Genomic DNA, 23,157 nt, shown 5'->3' with positions numbered 1-23,157 from the left:
TTCCGTTAAGCAGAATATTGTTTCCGCAATACGGAAGGAGCGCCCCGGATGAGCCTCGACGACACGCGCTTCGATGTGAACCTCTCGATCCTCTTCACGGAACTCCCGCTCCTGGAGCGCCCCGCGGCCGCCGCAGCGGCCGGTTTCACCGCCGTTGAGCTGTGGTGGCCCTGGATCGACGCCCCCGTTCCGGCGAAGTCCGAACTCGACGCCCTGCGCGAGGCGTTGACCGACGCCGGTACGCAGCTGGTCGGCCTGAACTTCTACGCCGGGCAGCTCCCCGGACCCGACCGGGGCGCGCTGTCCATCCCCGGCGAGGAGTCCGACCGGTTCCGCGCCAACATCGACGTGGCGGCCGACTTCGCCGCCTCCGTCGGCTGCAAGGCGCTCAACGCGCTGTACGGCAACCGGGTCGAGGGCGTGTCCGAGGAGGAGCAGGACCGGCTCGCCCTGGAGAACCTGGTGATCGCCGCACGGGCCGCCGACCGGATCGGTGCGGTGCTGCTCGTCGAGGCCCTCAACCAGCCCGAGTCGCCGCTGTACCCGCTGGTCAGCGCCCCGGCCGCGGTCGACGTCGTCGACAAGGTCAACGCCCTGTCCGGCCTCGGCAACGCGAAGTTCCTGCTCGACCTCTACCACCTGTCGATGAACGGCGAGGACCTGTCCGAGGTCATCGACCGCTACGCCGACAAGACCGGGCACGTCCAGATCGCCGACAACCCCGGCCGCGGCGCCCCCGGCACGGGCGCGCTGCCGCTCACCGAGCTGATCGGCCGCCTGCGCAAGGCGGGTTACGACGGCTGGGTCGGCCTGGAGTACAAGCCCGGCCCCGACGGCAGCCCCGCCTCCTTCCGCTGGCTCGCCGACAACTGACCTCGAGAGGACATCATGAGCACCGCACTTGCCGGATCTTCCCGCCCTACCCGCCCGGCGATTGCCTGGATCGGCCTCGGCATCATGGGCTCCCCCATGGCCGAGAACCTGATCAAGGCCGGTTACGACGTCACCGGCTACACCCTGGAGCAGGACAAGCTCGACCGCCTCGCCGCGAACGGCGGCACCGCCGCCGCCTCGATCGCCGCGGCGGTCAAGGACGCCGACGTCGTCATCACGATGGTCCCCGCCTCCCCGCACGTCGAGGCGATCGCCTACGGCGAGGACGGCATCCTGGAGAACACCAAGTCCGGCGCCCTGCTGATCGACATGTCCTCGATCACCCCGCAGACCTCCGTCGACCTGGCGAAGGCCGGCGCCGAGAAGGGCATCCGCGTCCTGGACGCCCCCGTCTCCGGCGGAGAGGCCGGTGCCATCGAGGCCGTACTGTCCATCATGGTGGGCGGCGAGCAGGCCGACTTCGACGAGGCCAAGCCGATCCTCGAGGCGCTGGGCAAGACCATCATCCTGTGCGGGCCGCACGGCTCCGGCCAGACGGTGAAGGCGGCCAACCAGCTGATCGTCGCGGTCAACATCCAGGCGTGCGCCGAGGCCGTGATCTTCCTGGAGAAGTCCGGCGTGGACCTCGAAGCCGCGCTGGAGGTCCTCAACGGCGGCCTCGCCGGCTCCACGGTCCTCACCCGCAAGAAGCAGAACTTCCTGACCCGCGACTTCGCCCCCGGTTTCCGGATCGACCTGCACCACAAGGACATGGGCATCGTCACCGACGCCGCCCGCAACGTCGGTGCCGCCCTCCCGGTCGGTGCGGTCGTGGCGAACCTCGTGGCCTCTCTCCGCGCCCAGGGCGACGGCGGCCTGGACCACTCCGCCCTGCTGCGCGGCGTCGCCCGCCTCTCGGGCGTCGAGGCGTAACACCCAGACTTCCGGGCGGCGGCGCCCTGACCTGTCCTGTCGCGCCAATGGGCGCCGCCGCCCGGGATACCACCACCCGCCCGCGAGGGCGGCGTTGAACATCAGAGCCGCACGGAAGGTCTCCCTCGTCACCCATGTCGAAGCCCACGCTGACGACCGAGTCGGGCGCACCCGTCGCCGACAACCAGAACTCCGCCACCGCAGGCATCGGCGGCCCGCTCCTGCTTCAGGACCAGCACCTGCTGGAGAAGCTCGCCCGGTTCAACCGGGAGCGGATCCCGGAGCGCGTGGTGCACGCCCGCGGCTCGGGCGCGTACGGGCACTTCGAGGTGACGGACGACGTCACGGGCTTCACGCGGGCCGCCTTCCTGGGCACGGTCGGCAGGCGCACCGACGTCTTTCTGCGCTTCTCGACCGTCGCGGACAGCCTGGGCGGCGCGGACGCGGTCCGGGACCCGCGCGGCTTCGCGCTGAAGTTCTACACCGAGGAGGGGAACTACGACCTCGTCGGCAACAACACCCCGGTGTTCTTCATCAAGGACCCGGTGAAGTTCCCCGACTTCATCCACTCCCAGAAGCGCGACCCCTTCACGGGCAGGCAGGAGCCGGACAACGTCTGGGACTTCTGGGCCCACGCCCCCGAGGCGACGCACCAGGTGACCTGGCTGTTCGGTGACCGCGGCATACCGGCGTCGTACCGCCACATGAACGGCTACGGCTCGCACACCTACCAGTGGACCAACGCCGAGGGCGAGGCCTTCTTCGTCAAGTACCACTTCAAGACGAACCAGGGCATCCGCTCGCTGTCGAGCGAGCAGGCGGCCGAGACCGCGGGCAAGGACGCCAACTCGCACCAGACGGACCTGCTGCAGGCCATCGAGCGCGGCGTGCACCCGTCCTGGACGCTGTACGTGCAGATCATGCCCGCGGCCGAGGCGGTGGACTACCGCTTCAACCCCTTCGACCTCACCAAGGTGTGGCCGCACGCCGACTACCCGCTGCAACGCGTGGGCCGGCTCGTCCTGGACCGCAACCCGGACAACGTCTTCGCCGAGGTCGAGCAGGCCGCCTTCTCGCCGAACAACTTCGTGCCCGGCATCGGCCCGTCCCCGGACAAGATGCTGCAGGGCCGGCTCTTCGCGTACGCCGACGCGCACCGCTACCGCCTGGGCGTCAACCACACCCAGCTCGCGGTCAACGCGCCGAAGGCCACCGACGCGCACAACTACGGCCGGGACGGCCTGCACGCGACGAACCGGGGCGGCCGTTACGCCAAGAACTACGAGCCGAACTCCTACGACGGCCCGGCGCAGACCGACGCGCCGCTGTCCGCCCCGCTCGCGGTGAGCGGCTGGACGGGCACACACGCCGCGCCCGAGCACGCCAAGGACGACCACTTCTTCCAGGCCGGCGAGCTGTACCGGCTGATGTCGGAGGAGGAGCAGGCCCGGCTGGTCGCCAACATCGCGGGCAGCCTCTCCCAGGTCACCCGGGACGACGTGGTCGAGAAGAACCTCGCCCACTTCCACGCCGCCGACGCCGGCTACGGCAAGCGCGTCGAGGAGGCGGTCCGCGCCCTGCGCGAGGACTGATCCGCCGGCGGATCACCGGTGAACTCGCCTGCGGCGTGACGGACTTCTGAGGGGTAGGCCGTCACGCCGCGGGCGTCTTTCTGTGTGCATCGGGCCCCGTATGCGAGAGCATGGTGCCGCACAACATCCGACCGGTGACCCGGAGAGCCAACCATGGCAGAGAGCGTGCCCGTGCGCTGCCCGGCCTGCCGCCGGCCGCACGCGTACTCGTCCCCCGTCTTCCCCTGCGCCTGCGGTACGCCGCTGTCCCTGCCGCTGCTGCGCGGCGGCGTCCCGGTCCAGGTGCGGCACCGCTCCTGGGACGACTCCTGGGTGGGGATGCGCTGCCCGGACTGCGGGCGCAACGACCAGTGGCCGCAGCCCGAGTTCGGCTGCGAGTGCGGCGCGGTGATCCGGCTGCCCGTGGACACCGTGGCCCTCAAGGGGCCCGCCCGTACGCCGGCCCCGTTCCCGGTGGCGTCTTCCGCCGACCCGGCAGCCCCCGGCCCCGAGGCCGAGGCCGGCCCGGCCCATGCGCGGCCCCCTTTCAACCCGGTGACGATCCGTACGGCGCGGGACGCGCTCACCGCCGCCGCGCAGTATCTGAAGTGGCTCGGCTACACCGGCGTACGGATCGCCTCCGACCGCGTCGCCAACGGCGTGGACCTGCGCGGGGAGGGCGTGGTCGCCCAGATCGACCCGACCACCCGGCCGACCGGGATGCGCGACATCGAGTGCCTCTGGCTGAACTGCCTGAACGAGGACTCGGCCGGCGCCTTCTTCTCCCTGGCGGGCTATGCCCACGACGCCCGGATGCGCGCCGACCAACTGGGTGTACCGCTGTTCGTCATGGATCTGACGGGCACCCCGCAGCCGGTCAACGACGCCGCGGACTCGCTGATCAGGGCCGACCCCCGGGCGCGCCCGTAGGCGTCACGCTTCGTGTTCACTCGGGTCGCGCGTCCGACGGCACCGGGAGAGGATCGAGAGGTTCCCTTTCCCCATACGTCTGGACTACGACTACGTCAGGACGCAGCGATGTCTACGGCCCTTCTGAAGCGCAAGCTCGCCACATCCTTCCGCCGCCTGGACACGGACGACAACGGATATGCCGAGCGCGCCGACTTCCAGGACGTCGGCGCGCGGCTGATTCACGGTTTCGGGCAGTCCCCGACCTCCCCCAAGGGCAGGGCGGTCGCGGCCCGGCTGGAGGCGGTCTGGGCGGAGCTGGCGGCGTACGCCGACACCGACCGCGACGGCCGGATCTCCTCCGCGGAGTACGAGCACGGCATGACCAAGGCCTTCATCGAGGGCCCCGGCTTCGACCCGGTCTTCCATCCGGCCGCCGAGGCCGTCGCCGAGCTGTGCGACACCGACGGCGACGGCCAGGTGCGGCGGGAGGAGTTCGAGGTCCTGCAGCGCGCCTTCAACACGCCGCCGTCCGATATCGCAGCCGCGTTCGAGCGGATGGATACGGACGGCGACGGAACCCTCAGTACGGAGGAGCTGGTGGCCGCCATCCGCGCCTACTACATCGGCACGGATCCGGAAGCCCCCGGCAACTGGCTGTTCGGGCCCTTCTGAGGCCCTGCCGGCCTGTTAGGCGGTGGCCAGCGGCAGGATCGAGGTCGGGGCGTGGCCCGGCTCGGTCGCGACCTCCTCGAACTCGACCACCTTGTCGATGTCACCGCTGGGGCTCATCGAGATGTTGGTGATCCGCTCCAGGATGGCCTCGACGACCACCGGCACGCGGTACTCGGCGGCGAGCTTCTTGGCCTCCTCGAAGGCCGGCAGCAGCTGGTCCGGCTCGGTGACCCGGATCGCCTTGCAGCCCAGGCCCTCGGCGACCTTGACGTGGTCGACGCCGTAGACGCCCAGCTCGGGTGAGTTGATGTTCTCGAACTCCAGGTTGACCTGGAAGTTGATGTCCAGGCCGATCTGGGCCTGGCGGATCAGGCCCAGGTAGGAGTTGTTCACCAGGACGTGAACGTACGGGATCCGGTGCTGCGCGCCGACCGCCAGTTCCTCGATCATGAACTGGAAGTCGTAGTCGCCGGACAGCGCCACCACGCTGGCCTCGGGATCGGCGGTGGCCACCCCGAGCGCCGCCGGGACGGTCCAGCCGAGCGGACCGGCCTGCCCGCAGTTGATCCAGTGCCGGGGCCGGTAGACGTGCAGCATCTGGGCGCCGGCGATCTGGGAGAGCCCGATGGTGGTGACGTACCGGGTCTCGGGGCCGAAGGCGCGGTTCATCTCCTCGTACACACGCTGCGGCTTGAGCGGCACGTTGTCGAAGTGCGTGCGGCGCTGGAGGGTCGCCTTGCGCTCCTGGGTGGAGGCGGCCCACTCCGAGCGGTCCGGGAGGCGGCCGGCGGCCCTGAGCTCGCGGGCGACGGTGACGAAGAGCTCCAGGGCGGCCTTGGCGTCGGAGGCGATGCCGTAGTCGGGTGCGAAGACCCGGCCGATCTGGGTGGGCTCGATGTCGACGTGCACGAAGGTGCGGCCCTCGGTGTAGACGCCGAGGTTGCCGGTGTGGCGGTTGGCCCAGCGGTTGCCGATGCCCAGGACGAAGTCCGAGGCGAGCAGGGTGGCGTTGCCGTAGCGGTGCGAGGTCTGCAGGCCGACCATGCCGGCGTTGAGGGCGTGGTCGTCGGGGAGGATGCCCCAGCCCATGAGGGTCGGCACGACCGGGATGCCGGTCAGCTCGGCGAACTCGACCAGCAGCTCACAGGCGTCGGCGTTGATGATGCCGCCGCCGGCGACGATCAGCGGGCGCTCCGACGCGCCCAGCATCGTGAGCGCCTTCTCGATCTGGGCGCGGCTCGCGGCGGGCTTGTAGACCGGCAGCGGCTGGTACGTCTCCGGGTCGAAGTCGATCTCGGTCAGCTGGACGTCGATCGGCAGGTCGATCAGGACCGGGCCGGGCCGTCCGGAGCGCATCAGGTGGAAGGCCTGCTGGAAGACGCCCGGCACCTGGGCGGCCTCCAGGACGGTGGTCGCCGCCTTGGTGACCGTCTGGGCGATCGAGGAGATGTCGACGGCCTGGAAGTCCTCCTTGTGGAGGCGGGCCACGGGCGCCTGCCCGGTGATGCACAGGATCGGGATCGAGTCGGCGATGGCCGAGTACAGGCCGGTGATCATGTCGGTGCCGGCCGGGCCGGACGTGCCGATGCACACGCCGATGTTGCCGGCCTTGGTGCGCGTGTACCCCTCGGCCATGTGCGAGGCGCCCTCGACATGCCGGGCCAGCGTGTGGTCGATCCCGCCGCTCGCCTTGAGCGCGGCGTAGAAGGGGTTGATCGCGGCGCCGGGCACCCCGAACGCGGTGTCAACGCCCTCGCGCTTCAGGATCTCCACGGCCGCGCGGGCGGCGGTCATACGAGGCATTCGGTCACCAGCTTTCCGTAATGCGGAAACATACTTCTGTTATGTGGAACTGTACTGAACATAGGCCGCCCCGTGCGCAGCGTCAAGAAGGAAGGCGCTACGGTGCGTGCTTCGGATCAGCCGAAGATCACATCGACAACGGGGAACTTCCGTGACCACACCGCCCGTTCAGCCACCCGTCCCACAGAACCCGTACGCGCAGCCCGTGCCGCCGCAGTACGCGCCCCCCGCCCCTGCGTACGCGGGCGCGCCCGCGTACGCCCAGCAGCAGTACGCGCCGCAGCAGAACGGGCAGCAGCCGTACGCACCGCCGGCCCCGCAGCCGGCGCCGCCCATGGGGTACGGCCCCAGCTGCCGCTTCTGCGGCTCCGTGCCGGCGGTGGAGGCGACGATCCGGGGCCACCAGGGCTTCATCGTCGTGATGCGCTTCCTGAAGCTCCGCGGCCCGTTCTGCCGCCGCTGCGGCACAGCCGCGCACCGCGACATGACCGCGAAGAGCATGTGGCAGGGCTGGTGGGGCATCGGGTCGATGATCATCAACCCGATCACGATGCTCATCAACCTCGGGCAGCGATCGAAGATCAACCGCCTCCCCGAGCCGATCCCGGGCGGCCCCGGCAGGCCCATGGACCCGGGCAAGCCGATCTTCCGCCGCCCTGCCGCGCTGGTACTGCTGGTCCCCGTCGTCGCCTTCGCGCTCTTCGTCACGATGATCGTGGTCGGCGCGCAGAGCGACCCGCAGTACGCCGCCGTCGGCGAGTGTGTGCACAACTCCGGCAGTTACAGCAGCCCGAACATGACGGTCACCGACTGCGCCTCGTCCGACGCCGACTACGAGATCGTCGGCAAGCTCGACGACACCACGGACGACTCCGGCTGCAAGGCCTTCGCGAGCACCACGGTCTCGTACTACGAGGAGTACGGCTCCTCGAAGTACGTGCTCTGCCTGGCCTCGAAGAGCTGAGAGCCGCACCACTCGCGCAGCGCGGCCCGGACCGCGGCCGGCTCCGGTGCATGCTCGGCCCAGGCGGCGTAGCCGTCGGGGCGGACGAGGATGGCGGTGCGCAGGTGGCCGGCCGGCGCCGTGGCGCGGACCTGGCCCGCCCAGTCCTCGGCGACCCGGCGGGCCCGGGCGTCGTCGGCGACCAGCACGAACCGGCCGCCGCGCAGCGCCTCGTACAGGCGGCCGCAGTCGAGCCGCAGGTCGGGCAGGCGGCGGCCGGTGAGGGGGTGCGAGCCGCGCGGCGAGGGGTAGCGGATGCCGATGCCGGAGATCATGCGGGCGCCGCGCGTCGTCAGGGGCCGGACCCGGCCGGCGACGGCGGGCAGGACCCGGCGCGAGAGGCGGGCGCGCGCCGACTGGCCGAGCGCGGCCCGGGTCAGGGTGCCGGACATGCGCAGCACCATGCGGCCCACCGGGTGGCGCTCGGCCTGGTACGTGTCGAGCAGCGCGTCGTCGGCCCGGCCCTCGATGACGGCGGCGAGCTTCCAGCTGAGGTTGGCGGCGTCCTGCAGCCCGGTGTTCATGCCCTGGCCGCCGGCCGGGGAGTGGACGTGCGCGGCGTCGCCGGCCAGCAGCACCCGGCCGCAGCGGTAGTCCGCGACCTGGCGTTCGTCGCTGTGGAAGCGGGACATCCAGCGCGGGTCGTGCATCCCGTGGTCGGTGCCGAGGACCAGCCGGACCACCGCGCGCAGCTCCTCGAAGTCGACGGGCGCGTCATCGGGCAGCTGCCGGTCGGGGTTCCAGGCGATCACCCGGTACCAGCCGTCCCCGAACGGCGCCAGGAAGGCGAACCCCTCCCGGCCCGCCCCCACCGTCAGCACATCCGCCGGGGCGTCACCCAGCCGTACGTCGGCCAGCATCACCGACCGCGCCACCGACTCACCGGGGAAGTCCGCGCCCAGCGACTCCCGTACGGTGCTGCGCACCCCGTCGCACCCGACCGCGTAGCGCGCCCGGAGCACCCGCCCGTCGGCGGTGTCCACCTCCACGCCGTCCGCGTCCTGCCGCAGTCCCCGCACCTCGGTCCCGCGCATCAGGTCGGCGCCGGCCGCCTTCGCCCGGTCCTCCAGGAGCCGCTCGGTCTCGTACTGAGGGGTGATCAGCACATACGGAAAGCGGGTCCGCAGCCGGGACAGATCGACCCCCAGCTCCCCGAAGAGCCGCAGGCCGCCGAGCGCCGTCCCGGTGCTGACCAGCGCGTCCGCCACGCCCCTGGCGTCCAGCTGCTCCAGGGTCCTGGCATGCACGGCGAAGGCCCGGGTCAGGTTCGACTCCTCGGCGCGCCGCTCGACCAGCGTCGTACGTATCCCCGCCGTGGCGAGATCGCCCGCCAGCAGCAGCCCGGTCGGGCCGCCGCCGACGACAAGTACGTCTGCGTTCGTCATAAGTGACGCCTGCCCCGCGCTACTGCGGGAAGTCCTCTTCTCGGTACTCCACCGTGACGTCGCCGGCCGCTGTGCGCTCGCGCAGTTCGACGCGGCGGATCTTGCCGGAGACGGTCTTCGGCAGCTCGGCGAACTCCAGGCGGCGCAGCCGCTTGTAGGGGGCGAGGACGGCGCGCGAGTGGGCGAAGAGGGCGCGGGCGGTGTCCGCGTCGGGCTTCCAGCCCTCGGCGAGGACGACATAGGCCTTGGGGACGGCGAGGCGCAGCGGATCGGGGGCGGGGACGACGGCGGCTTCGGCGACGGCCTCGTGTTCGAGGAGGGCGCTCTCCAGCTCGAAGGGCGAGATCTTGTAGTCGCTGGCCTTGAACACGTCATCGCTCCGGCCCACGTACGTGATGTAGCCGTCGGCGTCGCGCGAGCCGATGTCGCCGGTGCGGTAATAGCCGCCGGCCATGGCCTCGGCGGTACGGTCCGGGTCGCCGGCGTAGCCGGTCATGACGCCGACCGGGCGGCCGGCGGGACCGGCGAGGCTGACGCTGATCTCGCCCTCGTCGGCGGGCTCGCCGGTGAGGGGGTCGAGCAGCGCGACGGTGAAGCCGGGGGTCGGGCGGCCCATGGAGCCGGTCTTGAGGGGCTGGCCGGGGCTGTTGGCGACCTGGACGGCGGTCTCGGTCTGGCCGAAGCCGTCGCGGATGGTCAGGCCCCACGACCGGCGGACGTGCTCGATGACCTCGGGGTTGAGCGGCTCGCCGGCCGCCACGGCCTCGCGCGGCGGGGTGCGCAGCGCGCTCAGGTCGGCCTGGATGAGCATCCGCCAGACGGTGGGCGGGGCGCAGAAGCTGGTGACGCCGGCGCGGTCCATCTCAGCCATGAGGCGGCCCGCGTCGAAGCGGGTGTAGTTGTGGATGAAGACCGTCGCCTCGGCGTTCCACGGCGCGAAGAGATTGCTCCAGGCGTGCTTGGCCCAGCCGGGCGAGGAGATGTTGAGGTGGACGTCGCCGGGGCGCAGCCCGATCCAGTACATCGTCGCCAAGTGGCCGACGGGGTACGAGACATGGGTGTGCTGCACCAGCTTCGGCTTGGCCGTGGTGCCCGAGGTGAAGTACAGCATCAGCGGCTCGTCCGCCGGGGTCGGCCCGTCGGGCTCGTACGCCTCCGGGCTGCCGTAGGCGTCCTCGTACCGCAGCCAGCCCCCGGGAGCCCCGCCGACCGCGATGCGGGTGTAGTCGCCCGGTACGGCGTCGAACTTGGCGGTGTCCCCCGACCGTACGATCACCTGCCGCGCCCCGCCGCGCTCGATGCGGTCGGCGAGGTCGGCCGGGCCGAGCAGGGGCGTGGCGGGGATGACCACGGCACGCAGCTTCATCGCGGCCAGCGCGGTCTCCCACAGCTCGGCCTGGTTGCCGAGCATGACGACGATCCGGTCGCCTGGGCGGACGCCCTGGGCGCGCAGCCAGTTGGCGACGCGGTTGGAGCGGGCGGACAGCTCGGCGAAGGACTGCCGGGTCTCGGTGCCGTCCTCCTCGACGATCCACAGGGCGGGCCGGTCATTGGCCTCGGCGATCACGTCGAACCAGTCGAGCGCCCAGTTGAAGTGGGCGGGCCGGGGCCAGTGGAAGCCCGCGTACGCCGTGGCGTAGTCCTCGCGATGCCGCAGCAGGAAGTCACGGGCCGACCGGAACTCCTCGGTCGCGCTGGTTGCCGCCATGTGTCGTCGTCCTCCTCGTCGTCACCGGACCACTCGCGGCTATCCTCTCGCCCCGGGCCGGAGGCCCACTACCCCCCTGCAGGCCGCCGACGCCGGAGGAGGAGCGGCGGCAGCCCGCGGGGGGGCCGGGCCTCGGATCAGGCCATACGGTTGCGGCGACGGCGCGCCGCGCGGATCACCATCAGGCCACCGCCGGCGGCGGCACCGGCCGCGAGCGTTGCGCCCGCGGCGATCTCACCGGTGCCGGCGGCGGCTGCGGAACCGCCCAGGCCGGTGTGCGGACCGCTCTGCGGCCAGAAGTGGTGCTGGTGGTGGCCGTGGCCGCCGTAACCGTTGTTGTCACCCCAGTTGTCACTGCCCCAGTTGTCGTTGTTGCCCCAGTCGTTGCGGCCCCCGTTGTCGCTGCCCCAGTCGTCGCGGCCGCCGTTGTCGCCACGGCCGTTGTCGCCACGGCCGCCGTTGTCGCCACGGCCACCGTCACCGCGGCCGCCGCCGTCGCTGCCGTCGCCGCTCCAGTTGGCGTTCGTGCCGGTGCCGTCGGGCTGGGCCTGGTCGTTGGCCGCCGCCTGGACCGCGCCGGCCTGGTCGTCGGCGGTCGCGGGGCAGGCGACCCGGAAGGTCTTCTCCTTGCCGGCCTGCTCCTGGCCCTGGAAGCTCCAGGTCAGCTTGTAGGTGCCGTCCGGCAGCTTCGGCGCCACTGCGGCCGTCACACCGGCACCGGCGGTCAGCGAAATGGTCCCGGAACGGGTCGGGCCCTCGGCCTGGGCCGGGTCCGGGGTGATCTGCCAGTTGGCCTGGTTCACGGTCTCGAAACCGCTGGCGTCGAGGTAGAAGTTGCAGACGCTGGTCTCACCACCCCGCGCGGGCGCGGCGGGGGCGGCAGGCGTGGCCGCAGGGGCCGCCGGGGCGGCAGGAGCCGCAGGGGCCGCGGGCGATGCGGCAGGCGCGGTCGCGGGCGTGGTCGCGGTGGTGCTGCCGACCTCGCGGATGTCCACGACGCCGTTGTCGCCGGGTGCGGCGAAAGCGGGCGCGGCGGTGACCAGCGCGACACCTCCGAAGGCCAGGGCAGCGAGGGCGATTGTCCCCGAGCGTGCGTTCACTTGAGTACTCCTTCGTGGGCCAGGACGGACTTGTCATACCGTCATATATGGCGACGATCTGACAGATACAGCCCAGAAGGGTGGGTACGACACGGCGTGCGGGCGATGATTCATTCGATCGGATCAACGCCCACACGCCCGTCGGGCGGGTGGCGGCTACTTGTCGGCGGTGAGCTTCCCCGCGCTGCCCCAGCTGTCGGCGGGGACCTCATGGATCCAGACCTGGACGGACTCGGCCGGGACCTTGTACGCGTCCACGAAGGCGTCGGTGATGCGCTGTACGAGGTCCCGCTTGAGCTCGGCGGTACGGGGACCCTGCTGAACGGTGACGATGGGCATGCCACAACTCCCTTGTCAGCGGCGGCTTCCCGGCGCTTCCGGGCCGCTCACCGGCATGCCCCCAGTCCAGCGGAGTGAGCCGCCCCGACCAAGAAGCGGATCGCGCAGACAGCGATCACGAATCGAGATCGCGGCCGGCGGTGCACGCCGTGAGCAGCGGCTCCAGCAGTGCGGGCGGGTCCCCGTCACGTACCGCCAGGCCCGTGGTGAGCGCGAGACCGGGCCCGCGGAAGGGGAGGAAGGCCACCCGCGGGGTGCGCAGGAGGTGGGCGTGGGAGGCGTAGACGACGGTCCACGAGTCGGCGCCGGCGCCGATCGCCGCCAGGGTGTCGTGAAGCGACCCGGAGCGCGGGCCCGGCACCGGCTCGAACCCGGCGGCGGCACACGCCGTCAGGACCAGGTCGACCAGCGCGGGATTGTTACGGCGCGGGGTGAGCCGCAAGGCCAGCGGGGCGAGGTCGGTGAGCGCGACCCCGGAGGCGCCGGCCAGCGGATGGCGGGCCGGGACCGCGGCCACCAGCGGGTCCGGCCACAACGGCAGGATCCGTATACCGGGTACGGGACCGTCTCCGCCGCCCCGCACGAAGGCCGCGTCGAGCCGCCCGTCGGCGACCTGCCCGAGCCGCTCCCCCACCGGCGCCGAGACCAGCTCCACCCCCGCGCCGGGGGCCAGCTCCGCGAAGGCGTCCAGCACCCGGTCCAGGTGCTCGCCGAGCCCGGTACTGGTGCCCAGCCGCAGCACGGCCGCGCGCTCCGATGTGAAAGCCGCCACTGCCTCCCGCGCCCGCCGCTCCGCTTCGAGGACCGTACGGGCCTCCGGCAGAAAGCACTCTCCGGCCGCCGTGAGCCGTACCCGACGCGGGGAGCGGTCGAAGAGATCCACCCCCAACTCCCGCTCAAGACGGCGGATCTGCTGACTTACCGCCGATTGCACGATATGCATGCTTTCGGCCGCCCGTCCGAAGTGCAATTCCTCCGCGACCGCGACGAAATACCGGAGCTGCCGCAATTCCACAGGCTCACCGTAGTCGTCCGCACCACGAGATCCTTTGCATACCATTGTCCGAACACGACACCGGAGGGAGCGGCTACCCGTGGAGCAAGGCTTCGGCGTGCCGGCCAGAACCCGTCCTGACCAGGTGATCGGGCGTAGCGACGTGCTTTCGCGTGCGCGCGGACAACTGAGCCAGGGGGGCAGCGTCCTGCTGTACGGACCCGCCGGGATCGGCAAGTCCGTCATCGTGCGTACGCTCGGCGCGGAATACGCCGGGGAAGGAACCACGGTTCTGAGGTGTTCGGCGACGGAGTCGGAATCGCATCTGCCGTTCCTCGCCCTCGTCGATCTGCTGGGTCTGGTGGCGGAGCAGGTGTCCGACGCGCTGCCCGCCCCGCAGCGCGCGGCGCTCGAGTCGGCGCTCACCGGCCGTAGCGAGTCCTCCGAGCAGCGTGACGGCCTCGCGCTGCGGCTGGCGGTGCTGTCGGTGCTGCGCGCGCTGGCCGCCCGGGGCCCGGTGCTGATCGTGGCCGACGACCTGCAGTGGATGGACCCGGCGAGCGCGGAGCTGCTGGCGTTCGCGGCACGCCGGGTGAGCGGGCTGCCGGTGCGGATGATCGGCGCCGTACGGACCGACGGGGATCCGCAGGACCACCATGACCGCTATGTGCGGGCCTTCCCCTCACAGGCGCTGACGCTGCGCATCCCGGCGCTGTCGCGGGCGCAGGTGTCCGAGCTGCTGGCCGACCGGGGGCAGGGCCACCTGCCCCGGGCGGTGCTGCGGGACATCCACCGCACCAGCGGCGGCAATCCGCTCTTCGCCCTGGAGCTGGGCCGGGCGCTCGCCGAGAGCAAGACCCCGCCCCGGCCGGGCGAGCCGCTGCCGGTGCCCACCTCGCTCCGTACGCTGGTGCTCAACCGGCTCGGCATGCTCTCGGCCGAGACCCGCCGCACCCTGCTCATCACCAGCGCGGGCGCGCGCCCCACCCTGTCCCTGCTGCGCAGTGCGGGCCGGGCCAATGCCGAGGCCGAGATCTCGGTGGCGTCCGCCCTCGGGCTGGTCGAGACCGACCAGGACGGGGTCGTACGGTTCGCCCACCCCTTGATATCGGCGGCGCTGTACGCGGAGGCGCTCCCGGAGGACCGGCGCACGGCACACGCGGCGCTGGGCGCGGCGGCGTCGGACGTGATCGAGCGGGCCCGCCACCTCGCGCTCGCCTCGCCGGGCAAGAACGAGCGGGTCGCGCAGGGCCTGGCCGAGGCCGCCACCGTGGCCCGGGGCCGGGGCGCCCCGGCGGTGGCGGCGCAGCTCGGGCTGCTCGCCGCCCGGCACACCCCGGACGACAAGGGCGCGGTCATCATCCAGCGGCGGCTCGACGCGGCCGAGGACGCCCTGCTGGCCGGCGAGACCGAGCTCGGCCGGAGCACGGCCCGCGATGTGCTGGCCGTCGCCACCGACCCCGCCGACCGGGTGCGGGCCTGGATCGCGGTGATCGACTCGGTCGGCCACGCCCTGGGCGAGGTGGACGACGTCTATCCGCAGGCCCTGGCCGACGCGGGCGACGACCCCCGGCTGCTGGGGCTGGTCCGCTACCAGATGGCGTGGCGGCATGTCGTGGTGGACGGCTCGATCCGGGAAGGGGCCGCGGAGGCAGGGCGCGCCGCCGAACTGGCCGCGCAGGCGGGCGACCGGCGTACGGAGCTGCTCGCGCTGTCCTTCCAGGCGTTGCAGGAGTCGCTGATCGGCGACCCGCGCGCGCCGGAGACCCTGGAGCGGGCGCTGCGCGAGCCGCAGCTTCCCGATGTGGCGTGCAGCCACAACGGGCCCGGCTACACCCGCTTCCGGTACCTGATGATGATCGACGAGCTGGACGCCGCCCGCGCCACCATCGCGCCGCTGGTCAGCGAGGCCGCCCGGCGCGGCGCGGTGGAGAGCGAGCTGCTGTTCCGGCGCAATCTCGCCGAGACCGAGCTGCGGGCCGGCCGCTGCGGCGCTGCCCTCGAACTGGCCCACGAGAGTCTGCGGCTGGGCCAGGACTCGGGCGTCGGCGAGGGCTGGGCGCTGCAGATCGCCTCGCTGGCCGAGGCGGCCGGCGGGTCCACCGAAAAGGCCCTGTCACTGGCCGCCGAGGCGGTCAGCAGGGCCGAGGAGGCCGGCGACCCGATGTCGCTGTCGCGGTATCTGTACGCGCTCGGACACGCCCGGCTGGTCTCCGGTGACGCGCCCGGCGCGGTACAGGCGCTGCGCCGGGTACGGCAGCTGGAGCGCGAGCTCGGGGTGACCGAGCCGGCACGCGGGCGCTGGCAGGCCGACCTCGCCGAAGCCCTCGTACTCGTCGGCGAGCTGGCTGAGGCCCAGGAGGTCATCGACACCACCCGGGTGTTCGCGGCCCGGCTCGGCCGGGCCAGCATCCTCGCTGTCCTCGACCGCTCCGACGGCCTGGTCAAGGCCGCCCGCGGGGACCTGGACGCCGCTGCCGCGCTGCTCGCCGCCGCGCGGCAGCGCCTCGGGGTGCTCGGGTACGGCCTGGAGGAGGCCCGGGCGGCCCTCGCGCTCTCCCGTGTCGAGCGGGAGCGCCGCAATCCGTCCGCCGCCCGTACGGCGCTCCAGGATGCCGCCCGTATCTTCAAGCGCGCCAAGGCCCTGCCCTGGCTCCAGCTGGTCGGCTCGGCCCCGGCCGGGGCCCCGGCGCCGGTCGCGCCCGCGGAAGCGTCGGCGGCCGCGGAGGGCCAGGACGACCAGGGGATCCCGGACTTCAGCACGCTCGCCGCGATGGAGCGTCAGGTCGCCGCGCTCGTCCTGGAGGGGGCGACCAACCGCGAGATCGCGGCGACCCTCTTCATCAGCGTGAAGACCGTCGAGGCCACGCTCACCCGGGTCTACCGCAAGCTGGGGATCCGCTCCCGCGTGGACATCGTCCGGCTGGCCGCGCGACGCCGCGCGGCAGGCTGACGGGACGTCAGGGAGGCGCGGACCAGGGGTAACCAAGGGTTATCCCTACCCGCCTCCCGCGAGGGGCTTCCCTCATTGGGGCCGGGGTGCGGTCGCTTCTACCTTAAGGATCGCACCAGTAGCAACAACCTCTTCAAACACGGCAGTTGACGGCAACGGCGTCGTCCGCTCCGTGCCGTGCGCGCGGTGATCCACACCGCCATCCCCCCACACCCGCAGGGCCGCGCGCTCCCCCCACCGGCAGTCTTTGAGGAGTACACATGTTCCGCTCCACCCGTGCAGGGAAGGCTGTCGCCGCGGCCCTCGCGACCGCGGCGACCGCCGCGGCCTTACTCTTAGGCGCCCCCGCCGCCCAGGCGGACGTACACGCCGACATCGTCGGCGGCTCCACCACGACGACGACCACGTACCCGTTCATGATGCAGATCACCGACGCCTCGCAGAACCAGTTCTGCGGCGGGACGCTGGTCTCGTCCAAGAAGGTGGTCACCGCGGCCCACTGTATGGTCGGCGAGACCACCAGCAGCGTCCGCGTCGTCGGCGGCCGTACGTACCTCAGCGGCACGAACGGCACCGTCAGCAAGGTCAGCAAGATCTGGATCAACCCGGCCTACACCGACGCCACCAACGGCGACGACGTGGCCGTGCTCACCCTCTCCACCGCGATGTCGTACACCACGGCCTCGTACGTCTCGTCCTCGGACACCGGCGTCTACGCGGCCGGCACGACCGCCCGCATCCTCGGCTGGGGCACCACGTCCGAGAGCGGCAGCTCGTCCAACCAGCTGCGCACCGCGACCGTCCCGATCGTGTCCGACTCCAGCTGCAAGAGCTCCTACGGTTCCGACTTCGTCGCCACCGACATGGTCTGCGCCGGATACACCTCCGGCGGCGTGGACACCTGCCAGGGCGACAGCGGCGGTCCGCTGCTCATCGGGGGCGTCCTGGCAGGCATCACCTCGTGGGGTGAGGGCTGTGCCGAGGCCGGCTACCCCGGCGTCTACACCCGGCTGACGACCTTCTCGTCGCTGGTGACGACGCAGATCAACTCCTGACTACCCGTCAGGTTGCGCCAGGGGGCGCTGCGAGCCGCTACGAGCGGCTCCCGGCGCCCCCTATCCATGGGCGCACGTCCGAGCGGCCCGGGAAGCCCGTAGCAGTCGCCTCATGGGACGGGGCAGTGTAGACATGGGCTTATGGTCCGGCTGTGGGGCCGGGTACGCAGCGTTGCCGGTCAGGTCTTCGTCCTGCAGGTAGTGATCGTGTTGCTGCTCGGCGTGGGCGCGGTAGCGGCCCTCGTGCTGCAGTCGGAACACGACAGCACCACGGAGGCCCGCAACCGGTCGCTCGCCGTCGCCCAGACTTTCGCGAGCTCGCCAGGGATCGTGCAGGCACTGGCCTCGCCCGACCCGACGGCGGTGATGCAGCCACGCACCGAGGCGGCCCGAAAGCGGACCGGCGTGGACTTCATCGTGGTGACGAACACCAAGGCCATCCGCTACACCCACCCCAAGCCGAACCGCATCGGCAGGAAGTTCGTCGGCAACATCCAGCCGGCGCTGCACGGCCACGTCGTCACCGAGAAGATCAACGGGACCATCGGCCCGCTGGTGCAGGCGATCGTGCCGGTCTTCGACACCAAGGGCAAGGTCGTCGGGGCCGTCTCCGCCGGCATCACCATCAGCAAGGTCCGGGGCGTCGTCGACCGCCAGCTGCCGGTGCTGCTGGGCGCAGCGGCGGCCGGCCTGGCGCTGGCCACCGGCGGGACGGCGCTGATCAGCAGGAGACTCCGGCGGCAGACCCACGGCCTGGGTCCGCTGGAGATGACCCGGATGTACGAACACCACGACGCCGTGCTGCACGCGGTGCGCGAGGGCGTGCTCATCGTCGGCGGAGCCGAGAGCGGGGGCGGGGGCCCGACCCGGAACGGAAAGGGCAGGTCCGAGGCCGACGGGGAGCGCCTGCTGCTGCTCGCCAACGACGAGGCCCGGCGCCTGCTGGACCTGCCCCCGGACGCCGAGGGCCGCCCGGTCACCGAGCTGGGCCTCAATCCGCAGGTCACCGAGCTGCTGGTGTCGGGGCGGGTGGCCACCGACGAGGTCATGCTGGTCGGCAGCCGGCTGCTCGCGGTGAACAACCGGCCCACCGACCGGGACGGCGGGCCCTCGGGCAGTGTCGCCACCCTGCGTGACTCCACGGAGCTGCGGGTGCTGTCCGGCCGGGCCGAGGAGGCGCAGACCCGGCTGCGGCTGCTGTACGACGCGAGCATGGCGATCGGCACCACCCTGGACGTCGTACGGACCGCCGAGGAGCTGACGCAGGTCTCCGTCCCCCGGCTGGCCGACTTCGTCACCGTCGGCCTGGTGGAGACGGTGCTGCGCGGCGAGGAGCCCCGGGCGGGCGACGGCGCGGAGCTGCGCCGGGTCGCCGTGCACGGCATCCGGGACGACCACCCGCTCTATCCGCCGGGCCGGCTGATCAGCTGGGCCCCGAACACCCCGCAGGGGCGGGGCTTCGGCACGGGCAAGGCGGTCCTCGTACGCGATCTGCGCGAGGCCTGGGAGTGGCGGGCCCAGGACCCGGAACGTATGCGGCGGGTGCTCGACTACGGGATCCACTCGCTGATGACGGTCCCGCTGCGGGCCCGGGGCGTGCTGCTGGGCATGGTGAACTTCTGGCGCTCGGAGAAGCCCGAGCCCTTCGAGGAGGAGGATCTGTCGCTGGCGGAGGAGCTGGTCGCCCGGGCCGCGGTCTGCATCGACAACGCCCGCCGCTACACCCGCGAGCACGCCCTCGCCGTGACCCTGCAGCGGAGCCTGCTGCCGCGCGTGCTGCCCGAGCAGAGCGCCCTCGACGTCGCGCACCGCTACCTGCCGGCGCAGGCCGGGGTCGGCGGGGACTGGTTCGACGTGATCCCGCTGCCGGGCGCCCGGGTCGCGCTGGTGGTCGGCGACGTCGTCGGGCACGGGCTGCTGGCCGCCGCCACCATGGGCCGGCTGCGGACCGCCGTGCACAACTTCTCGACCCTCGACCTGCCGCCCGACGCGCTCCTCGGGCACCTCGACGAGTTGGTCAGCCGACTCGACCGGGACCAGGCCGAGGAGGGCACGGAGGGCACCCAGGCCGGCGCGCTCGCCGTCGCCGGGGCCACCTGCCTGTACGCGATCTACGATCCGGTGTCCGGGCGCTGCACGCTGTCACGCGCCGGGCATCCGGTGCCCGCCCTGGTCGCGCCCGACGGCGGCGTCACCTACCCGGACGTGCCCGCCGGGCCGCCGCTGGGCGTGGGGGGCCTGCCCTTCGAGACCACGGAGCTGACCCTCCCCGAGGGCGCGCTGCTGGTCCTCTACACCGACGGCCTGGTCGAATCGCGCGACCGGGACATCGACGTCGGCCTCGGTCTGCTGCACGACGCCCTGGCCGGCCACCCCGGCCGCTCCCCCGACGACACCTGCACCGCCGTCCTCGACGCGCTGCTCCCGGAACGCCCCGGCGACGACATCGCCCTGCTGATCGCCCGTACGCACCGGCTCCACGCCGACCGCGTCGCCGAATGGGAGATCCCCAACGACCCGGCCGCCGTCGCCGGTGTCCGGGCCTCGGTCTCACGCCGGCTGGCGGAGTGGGGTCTGGACGAGCTGACGTTCAGCACCGAGCTCATCCTCAGCGAGCTGATCACCAACTCCATCCGCTACGCCACCGGCCCCATCCGCGTCCGCCTCCTCCGCGACCGCACCCTCGTCTGCGAGGTCTCCGACTCCAGCAGCACCTCCCCCTACCTCCGCTACGCGGCCACCACCGACGAAGGCGGCCGCGGCCTCTTCCTCGTCGCCCAGTTCGCCGAACGCTGGGGCACCCGCTACACCGACGACGGCAAGGTCATCTGGGCCGAGCAACAGCTCCCCCCAAGCGCCCCGCCGCCGGACTGACCCGTCAAGCCGCCGGCACCACACGCCCCGCGGGCGCACCGCCATCATGGTGGATCGGCGTATGCGCGCCCGTGAGCGGAACACCCGTGCCACCGCGGCGGTTGGCGACGATCTCGGCGCCGATGGACAAGGCGGACCCCTATCCCCAACGCCGCCCTCGCGGGCGCTTCGCCGGCTTCAGGCGGCTGCGCCGGACTCCGTCCGCCGGGCCACGACCCCCGGCGCCGTCAAGCCGCCGGCACCACACGCCCCGCGGGCGGGGCCGCGTCATGGTGGATCGGGGTATGCGCGCCCGTGAGCGGGACACCCGTGCCACCGCGGCGGTTGGCAACGATCTCAGCGCCGATGGACAAGGCGGTTTCCTCGGGGGTGCGGGCGCCGAGGTCGAGGCCGATGGGGCTGCGGAGGCGGGCGAGTTCGAGTTCGGTGAGGCCGACGTCGCGGAGGCGTTGGAGGCGGTCGTGGTGGGTGCGGCGGGAGCCCATGGCGCCGACGAAGGCGAGGGGCATGCGGAGGGCGCGCTCGAGGAGGGGGACGTCGAACTTGGCGTCGTGGGTGAGGACGCAGATGACCGTGCGGCCGTCCACCGCGGTGGACTCGAGGTAGCGGTGCGGCCAGTCGACGACGACCTCGTCGGCGTCGGGGAAGCGGGCGGGGGTGGCGAAGACGGGGCGGGCGTCGCAGAGGGTGACCCGGTAGCCGAGGAACCTGCCGACGCGCACGACGGCGGCGGCGAAGTCGATGGCGCCGAAGACCAGCATGCGCGGGGGCGGCACGATGGACTCGACCAGCAGCGTGAGGGGTTCGCCGCAGCGGCTGCCGTCGGCACCGATGTGGGCGGTGGCGGTGCGGCCGGCTTCGAGGAGCGCGCCGGCCTCGGCGGAGGCCGTACGGTCCAGCTCGGGGTCGCCGAGCGTGCCTTCGTACGAGCCGTCGGAACGGATGAGCAGGCCGCGCCCGAGCAGTTCCGCGGGGCCCTCGACGATCCTGGCCACCGCTGCCGCGTCCCCGGCGACGGCGGCGGCCAAGGCCGCAGTGAACTCCGGTCGGCCGGATACCCGTTGGATGAAGATGTCGATGACGCCGCCGCAGGTCAGGCCCACGGCGAAGGCGTCGTCGTCGGAGTAGCCGAAGCGCTGGAGCACGGGTTCGCCGGTCTCCAGGACTTCCTGGCACAGGTCGTAGACCGCGCCTTCCACGCACCCGCCGGACACGCTGCCGACCGCCGTCCCGTCGGCGTCGACGGCGAGTGCCGCGCCGGGCTGCCGGGGCGCGCTGCCGCCGACCGCGACGACCGTCGCGACGGCGAAGGACCGCCCCTGCTCGCACCAGCGGTGCAGCTCGTCAGCGATGTCCAGCATCTGGGTGCCTCCTTACGCGCATGTGCGCGACGTACGTGCTATTTGACGCCGAGCCAGGACTCGATCGGGTTGAGGGCGAAGTACACCGTGAAGACGCCCGTGAGGATCCACATGAACAGTCCGGGCTCGCGGAACTTGCCCTGGGCGGCCTTGATGGCCGTGTACGCGATGACCCCGGCGCCGACGCCGGCGGTGATGGAGTACGTGAACGGCATGAGGGTGACCGTCAGGAAGACCGGGATCGCGATGGAGCGGTCGGCCCAGTCCACGTGCCGGGCGTTGCCCATCATCATCGCGCCGATGACGACCAGGGCGGCGGCCGCCACCTGCCCCGGCACGATCTGCGCCAGCGGGGTGAAGAACAGCCCGGCCGCGAAGAGCAGGCCCGTGACGACCGAGGACAGGCCGGTCCGGGCGCCCTCGCCGACGCCGGTGGCCGACTCGATGAAGACGGTCTGCCCGGAGGCCCCGGAGATGCCGCCGATCGCCCCGCCCGCGCCGTCGATGAACAGGGCCTTGCTCAGCCCTGGCATGCGGCCTCTGGCGTCGGCCAGCTTCGCTTCCGTACCGACGCCGATGATGGTGGCCATGGCGTCGAAGAAGCCCGCCAGGACCAGGGTGAAGACGATCATGCCGACCGTCATCGCGCCGACCTGGCCCCAGCCGCCGAACTCGACATGGCCGAAGAGCCCGAAGTCGGGTGCGGAGACGACCTTGCTGGGCAGCTCGGGAACGGTCAGGCCCCATACCTTGGAGTCCAGGCCGGCCGCCGCGTTGACGATCATCGCGATGACGGTGCCGGTGACGATGCCGATGAGGATCGCGCCGGGGGTGTTGCGGGCCTGCAGCATGAAGATCAGCAGCAGGGTGACGCTGAAGATCAGCACCGGCCAGCCGGACAGCTGCCCACCGGAGCCGAGGGTGACCGGGGCGGAGGCGCCCTTGCCGACGAAGCCAGCGTTGACCAGGCCGATCAGCGCGATGAACAGACCGATGCCGATGGTGATGCCGTGCTTCAGCGGCAGCGGGATCGCGTTCATGATCACTTCGCGCAGCCCCGACACGACCAGCAGCACGATCACCGTGCCGTAGATCACGCACATCCCCATGGCCTGCGGCCACGTCATGTGCGGGGCGACCTGGGTGGCCAGTACGCCGGAGACGCTGAGCCCCGCGGCGAGTGCGAGCGGGACCTTGCCGACGAAGCCCATGAGCAGCGTCGACACGGCGGCCGCCAGGGCGGTCGCGGTGATCAGGCCCGCCTGGCTGAGCTTGTTGCCCTGGACGTCGGCGCCGGAGAGCAGAAGGGGGTTGAGGAGCAGGATGTACGCCATGGCCATGAAGGTCGTCAGACCTCCACGCACCTCGCGGGCGACCGTCGAACCGCGTGCGCTGATCAGGAAGTACCGGTCCAGCCAGCCGGCTGCTCCCGGGACTCCGGCCGGGGATCCGTCGTCGGTGACGGTGTGCGGCTCAGTGGATATCTGGGTCATGCGGTGCCACTCCCAAGGTTCACAGGGACACCCGTACCTCTCTGTACGGGATTTGGGATGGTGCGTCGGCATCACGACCCGGGGGACGGCCCGGAGGTGGTGCGGTTGCCCGACTGCGGACGGCCCGG

Annotated in this window: 17 protein-coding genes and 1 pseudogene; 9 read left to right on the top strand and 9 right to left on the bottom strand. The window is 72.1% G+C overall.

What is annotated here, in order from left to right:
* The first annotated feature begins 48 nt into the window (after positions 1–48).
* From ACFXJ5_RS20345 to ACFXJ5_RS20325, 5 genes are all read left to right on the top strand, one after another.
* A complete protein-coding gene (locus ACFXJ5_RS20345) occupies positions 49–873 on the top strand; it encodes a TIM barrel protein (protein WP_384632547.1) in 825 nt (274 codons plus the stop codon).
* Between the two features lie 15 nt (positions 874–888).
* Entirely contained in the window at positions 889–1,806 is a 918-nt protein-coding gene (locus ACFXJ5_RS20340; RefSeq protein WP_384632544.1) for a 2-hydroxy-3-oxopropionate reductase, read from the top strand.
* 134 nt (positions 1,807–1,940) lie between these two features.
* Entirely contained in the window at positions 1,941–3,398 is a 1,458-nt protein-coding gene (locus ACFXJ5_RS20335; RefSeq protein ID WP_384632542.1) for a catalase, read from the top strand.
* A gap of 153 nt (positions 3,399–3,551) precedes the next feature.
* Entirely contained in the window at positions 3,552–4,307 is a 756-nt protein-coding gene (locus tag ACFXJ5_RS20330) for a hypothetical protein (RefSeq protein ID WP_384632539.1), read from the top strand.
* A 108-nt stretch (positions 4,308–4,415) separates the two neighbouring features.
* Positions 4,416–4,961 carry an EF-hand domain-containing protein gene (locus ACFXJ5_RS20325; protein ID WP_384632536.1) on the top strand — a complete coding sequence of 182 codons (546 nt, stop codon included), beginning with the start codon at positions 4,416–4,418 and terminating at the stop codon, positions 4,959–4,961.
* A 15-nt stretch (positions 4,962–4,976) separates the two neighbouring features.
* Here ACFXJ5_RS20325 and gcl read toward each other — a convergent pair whose 3' ends face one another.
* Entirely contained in the window at positions 4,977–6,764 is a 1,788-nt protein-coding gene (gene gcl / locus ACFXJ5_RS20320; RefSeq protein ID WP_384632533.1) for a glyoxylate carboligase, read from the bottom strand.
* A gap of 151 nt (positions 6,765–6,915) precedes the next feature.
* On the opposite strand from gcl, the gene ACFXJ5_RS20315 reads away from it, so the two are divergent.
* Positions 6,916–7,728, top strand: a complete 813-nt coding sequence (locus ACFXJ5_RS20315; RefSeq protein ID WP_384632530.1) for an LppU/SCO3897 family protein — start codon at positions 6,916–6,918, stop codon at positions 7,726–7,728.
* On the opposite strand, the gene ACFXJ5_RS20310 is transcribed toward ACFXJ5_RS20315, so the two are convergent.
* From ACFXJ5_RS20310 to ACFXJ5_RS20290, 5 genes are all read right to left on the bottom strand, one after another.
* Positions 7,674–9,152: an FAD-dependent monooxygenase gene (locus tag ACFXJ5_RS20310; RefSeq protein WP_384632527.1), complete on the bottom strand. Its 1,479-nt coding sequence runs from the start codon at positions 9,150–9,152 to the stop codon at positions 7,674–7,676. The genes ACFXJ5_RS20315 and ACFXJ5_RS20310 overlap by 55 nt on opposite strands.
* A 19-nt stretch (positions 9,153–9,171) precedes the next feature.
* Positions 9,172–10,860 carry an AMP-binding protein gene (locus ACFXJ5_RS20305; protein WP_384632524.1) on the bottom strand — a complete coding sequence of 563 codons (1,689 nt, stop codon included), beginning with the start codon at positions 10,858–10,860 and terminating at the stop codon, positions 9,172–9,174.
* Between the two features lie 137 nt (positions 10,861–10,997).
* A complete protein-coding gene (locus ACFXJ5_RS20300; RefSeq protein WP_384632522.1) occupies positions 10,998–11,960 on the bottom strand; it encodes a hypothetical protein in 963 nt (320 codons plus the stop codon).
* Between the two features lie 156 nt (positions 11,961–12,116).
* On the bottom strand, positions 12,117–12,299 hold the full coding sequence (gene dmpI, locus ACFXJ5_RS20295) for a 4-oxalocrotonate tautomerase DmpI (RefSeq protein WP_384632519.1): 183 nt from the start codon (positions 12,297–12,299) through the stop codon (positions 12,117–12,119).
* Between the two features lie 115 nt (positions 12,300–12,414).
* Complete coding sequence (locus tag ACFXJ5_RS20290; protein WP_384632516.1) at positions 12,415–13,314, bottom strand: LysR family transcriptional regulator; 900 nt, start codon at positions 13,312–13,314, stop codon at positions 12,415–12,417.
* Between the two features lie 79 nt (positions 13,315–13,393).
* Between ACFXJ5_RS20290 and ACFXJ5_RS20285 the strand changes: the two genes are divergently transcribed.
* The 3 genes from ACFXJ5_RS20285 to ACFXJ5_RS20275 all read left to right on the top strand — a co-directional run bounded on the left by ACFXJ5_RS20285 (position 13,394) and on the right by ACFXJ5_RS20275 (position 20,175).
* Positions 13,394–16,246: an AAA family ATPase gene (locus ACFXJ5_RS20285; protein WP_384632513.1), complete on the top strand. Its 2,853-nt coding sequence runs from the start codon at positions 13,394–13,396 to the stop codon at positions 16,244–16,246.
* 260 nt (positions 16,247–16,506) lie between these two features.
* Positions 16,507–17,301, top strand: a complete 795-nt coding sequence (locus ACFXJ5_RS20280; RefSeq protein WP_384632510.1) for a S1 family peptidase — start codon at positions 16,507–16,509, stop codon at positions 17,299–17,301.
* 141 nt (positions 17,302–17,442) lie between these two features.
* Positions 17,443–20,175, top strand: coding sequence for a SpoIIE family protein phosphatase (locus tag ACFXJ5_RS20275; protein ID WP_384632507.1), 2,733 nt, complete (start codon positions 17,443–17,445; stop codon positions 20,173–20,175).
* Between the two features lie 4 nt (positions 20,176–20,179).
* On the opposite strand, the pseudogene ACFXJ5_RS20270 reads toward ACFXJ5_RS20275, so the two are convergent.
* From ACFXJ5_RS20270 to ACFXJ5_RS20260, 3 genes and pseudogenes are all read right to left on the bottom strand, one after another.
* A pseudogene (locus tag ACFXJ5_RS20270) lies at positions 20,180–20,311 on the bottom strand (XdhC/CoxI family protein); the annotation flags it as partial.
* 91 nt (positions 20,312–20,402) lie between these two features.
* The gene (locus ACFXJ5_RS20265) at positions 20,403–21,536 is read right to left on the bottom strand and encodes an XdhC family protein (RefSeq protein ID WP_384632504.1); all 1,134 of its coding nucleotides are present in this window, start codon (positions 21,534–21,536) and stop codon (positions 20,403–20,405) included.
* 38 nt (positions 21,537–21,574) lie between these two features.
* On the bottom strand, positions 21,575–23,029 hold the full coding sequence (locus ACFXJ5_RS20260; protein ID WP_384632501.1) for an NCS2 family permease: 1,455 nt from the start codon (positions 23,027–23,029) through the stop codon (positions 21,575–21,577).
* Positions 23,030–23,157: the final 128 nt, after the last annotated feature.

It is taken from the genome of Streptomyces sp. NPDC059373 (genome assembly GCF_042751495.1).
Classification (GTDB): domain Bacteria; phylum Actinomycetota; class Actinomycetes; order Streptomycetales; family Streptomycetaceae; genus Actinacidiphila.
The sequence above is the reverse complement of the archived record's forward strand: the minus strand, read 5'-3'. Positions and strand labels throughout refer to the sequence as shown.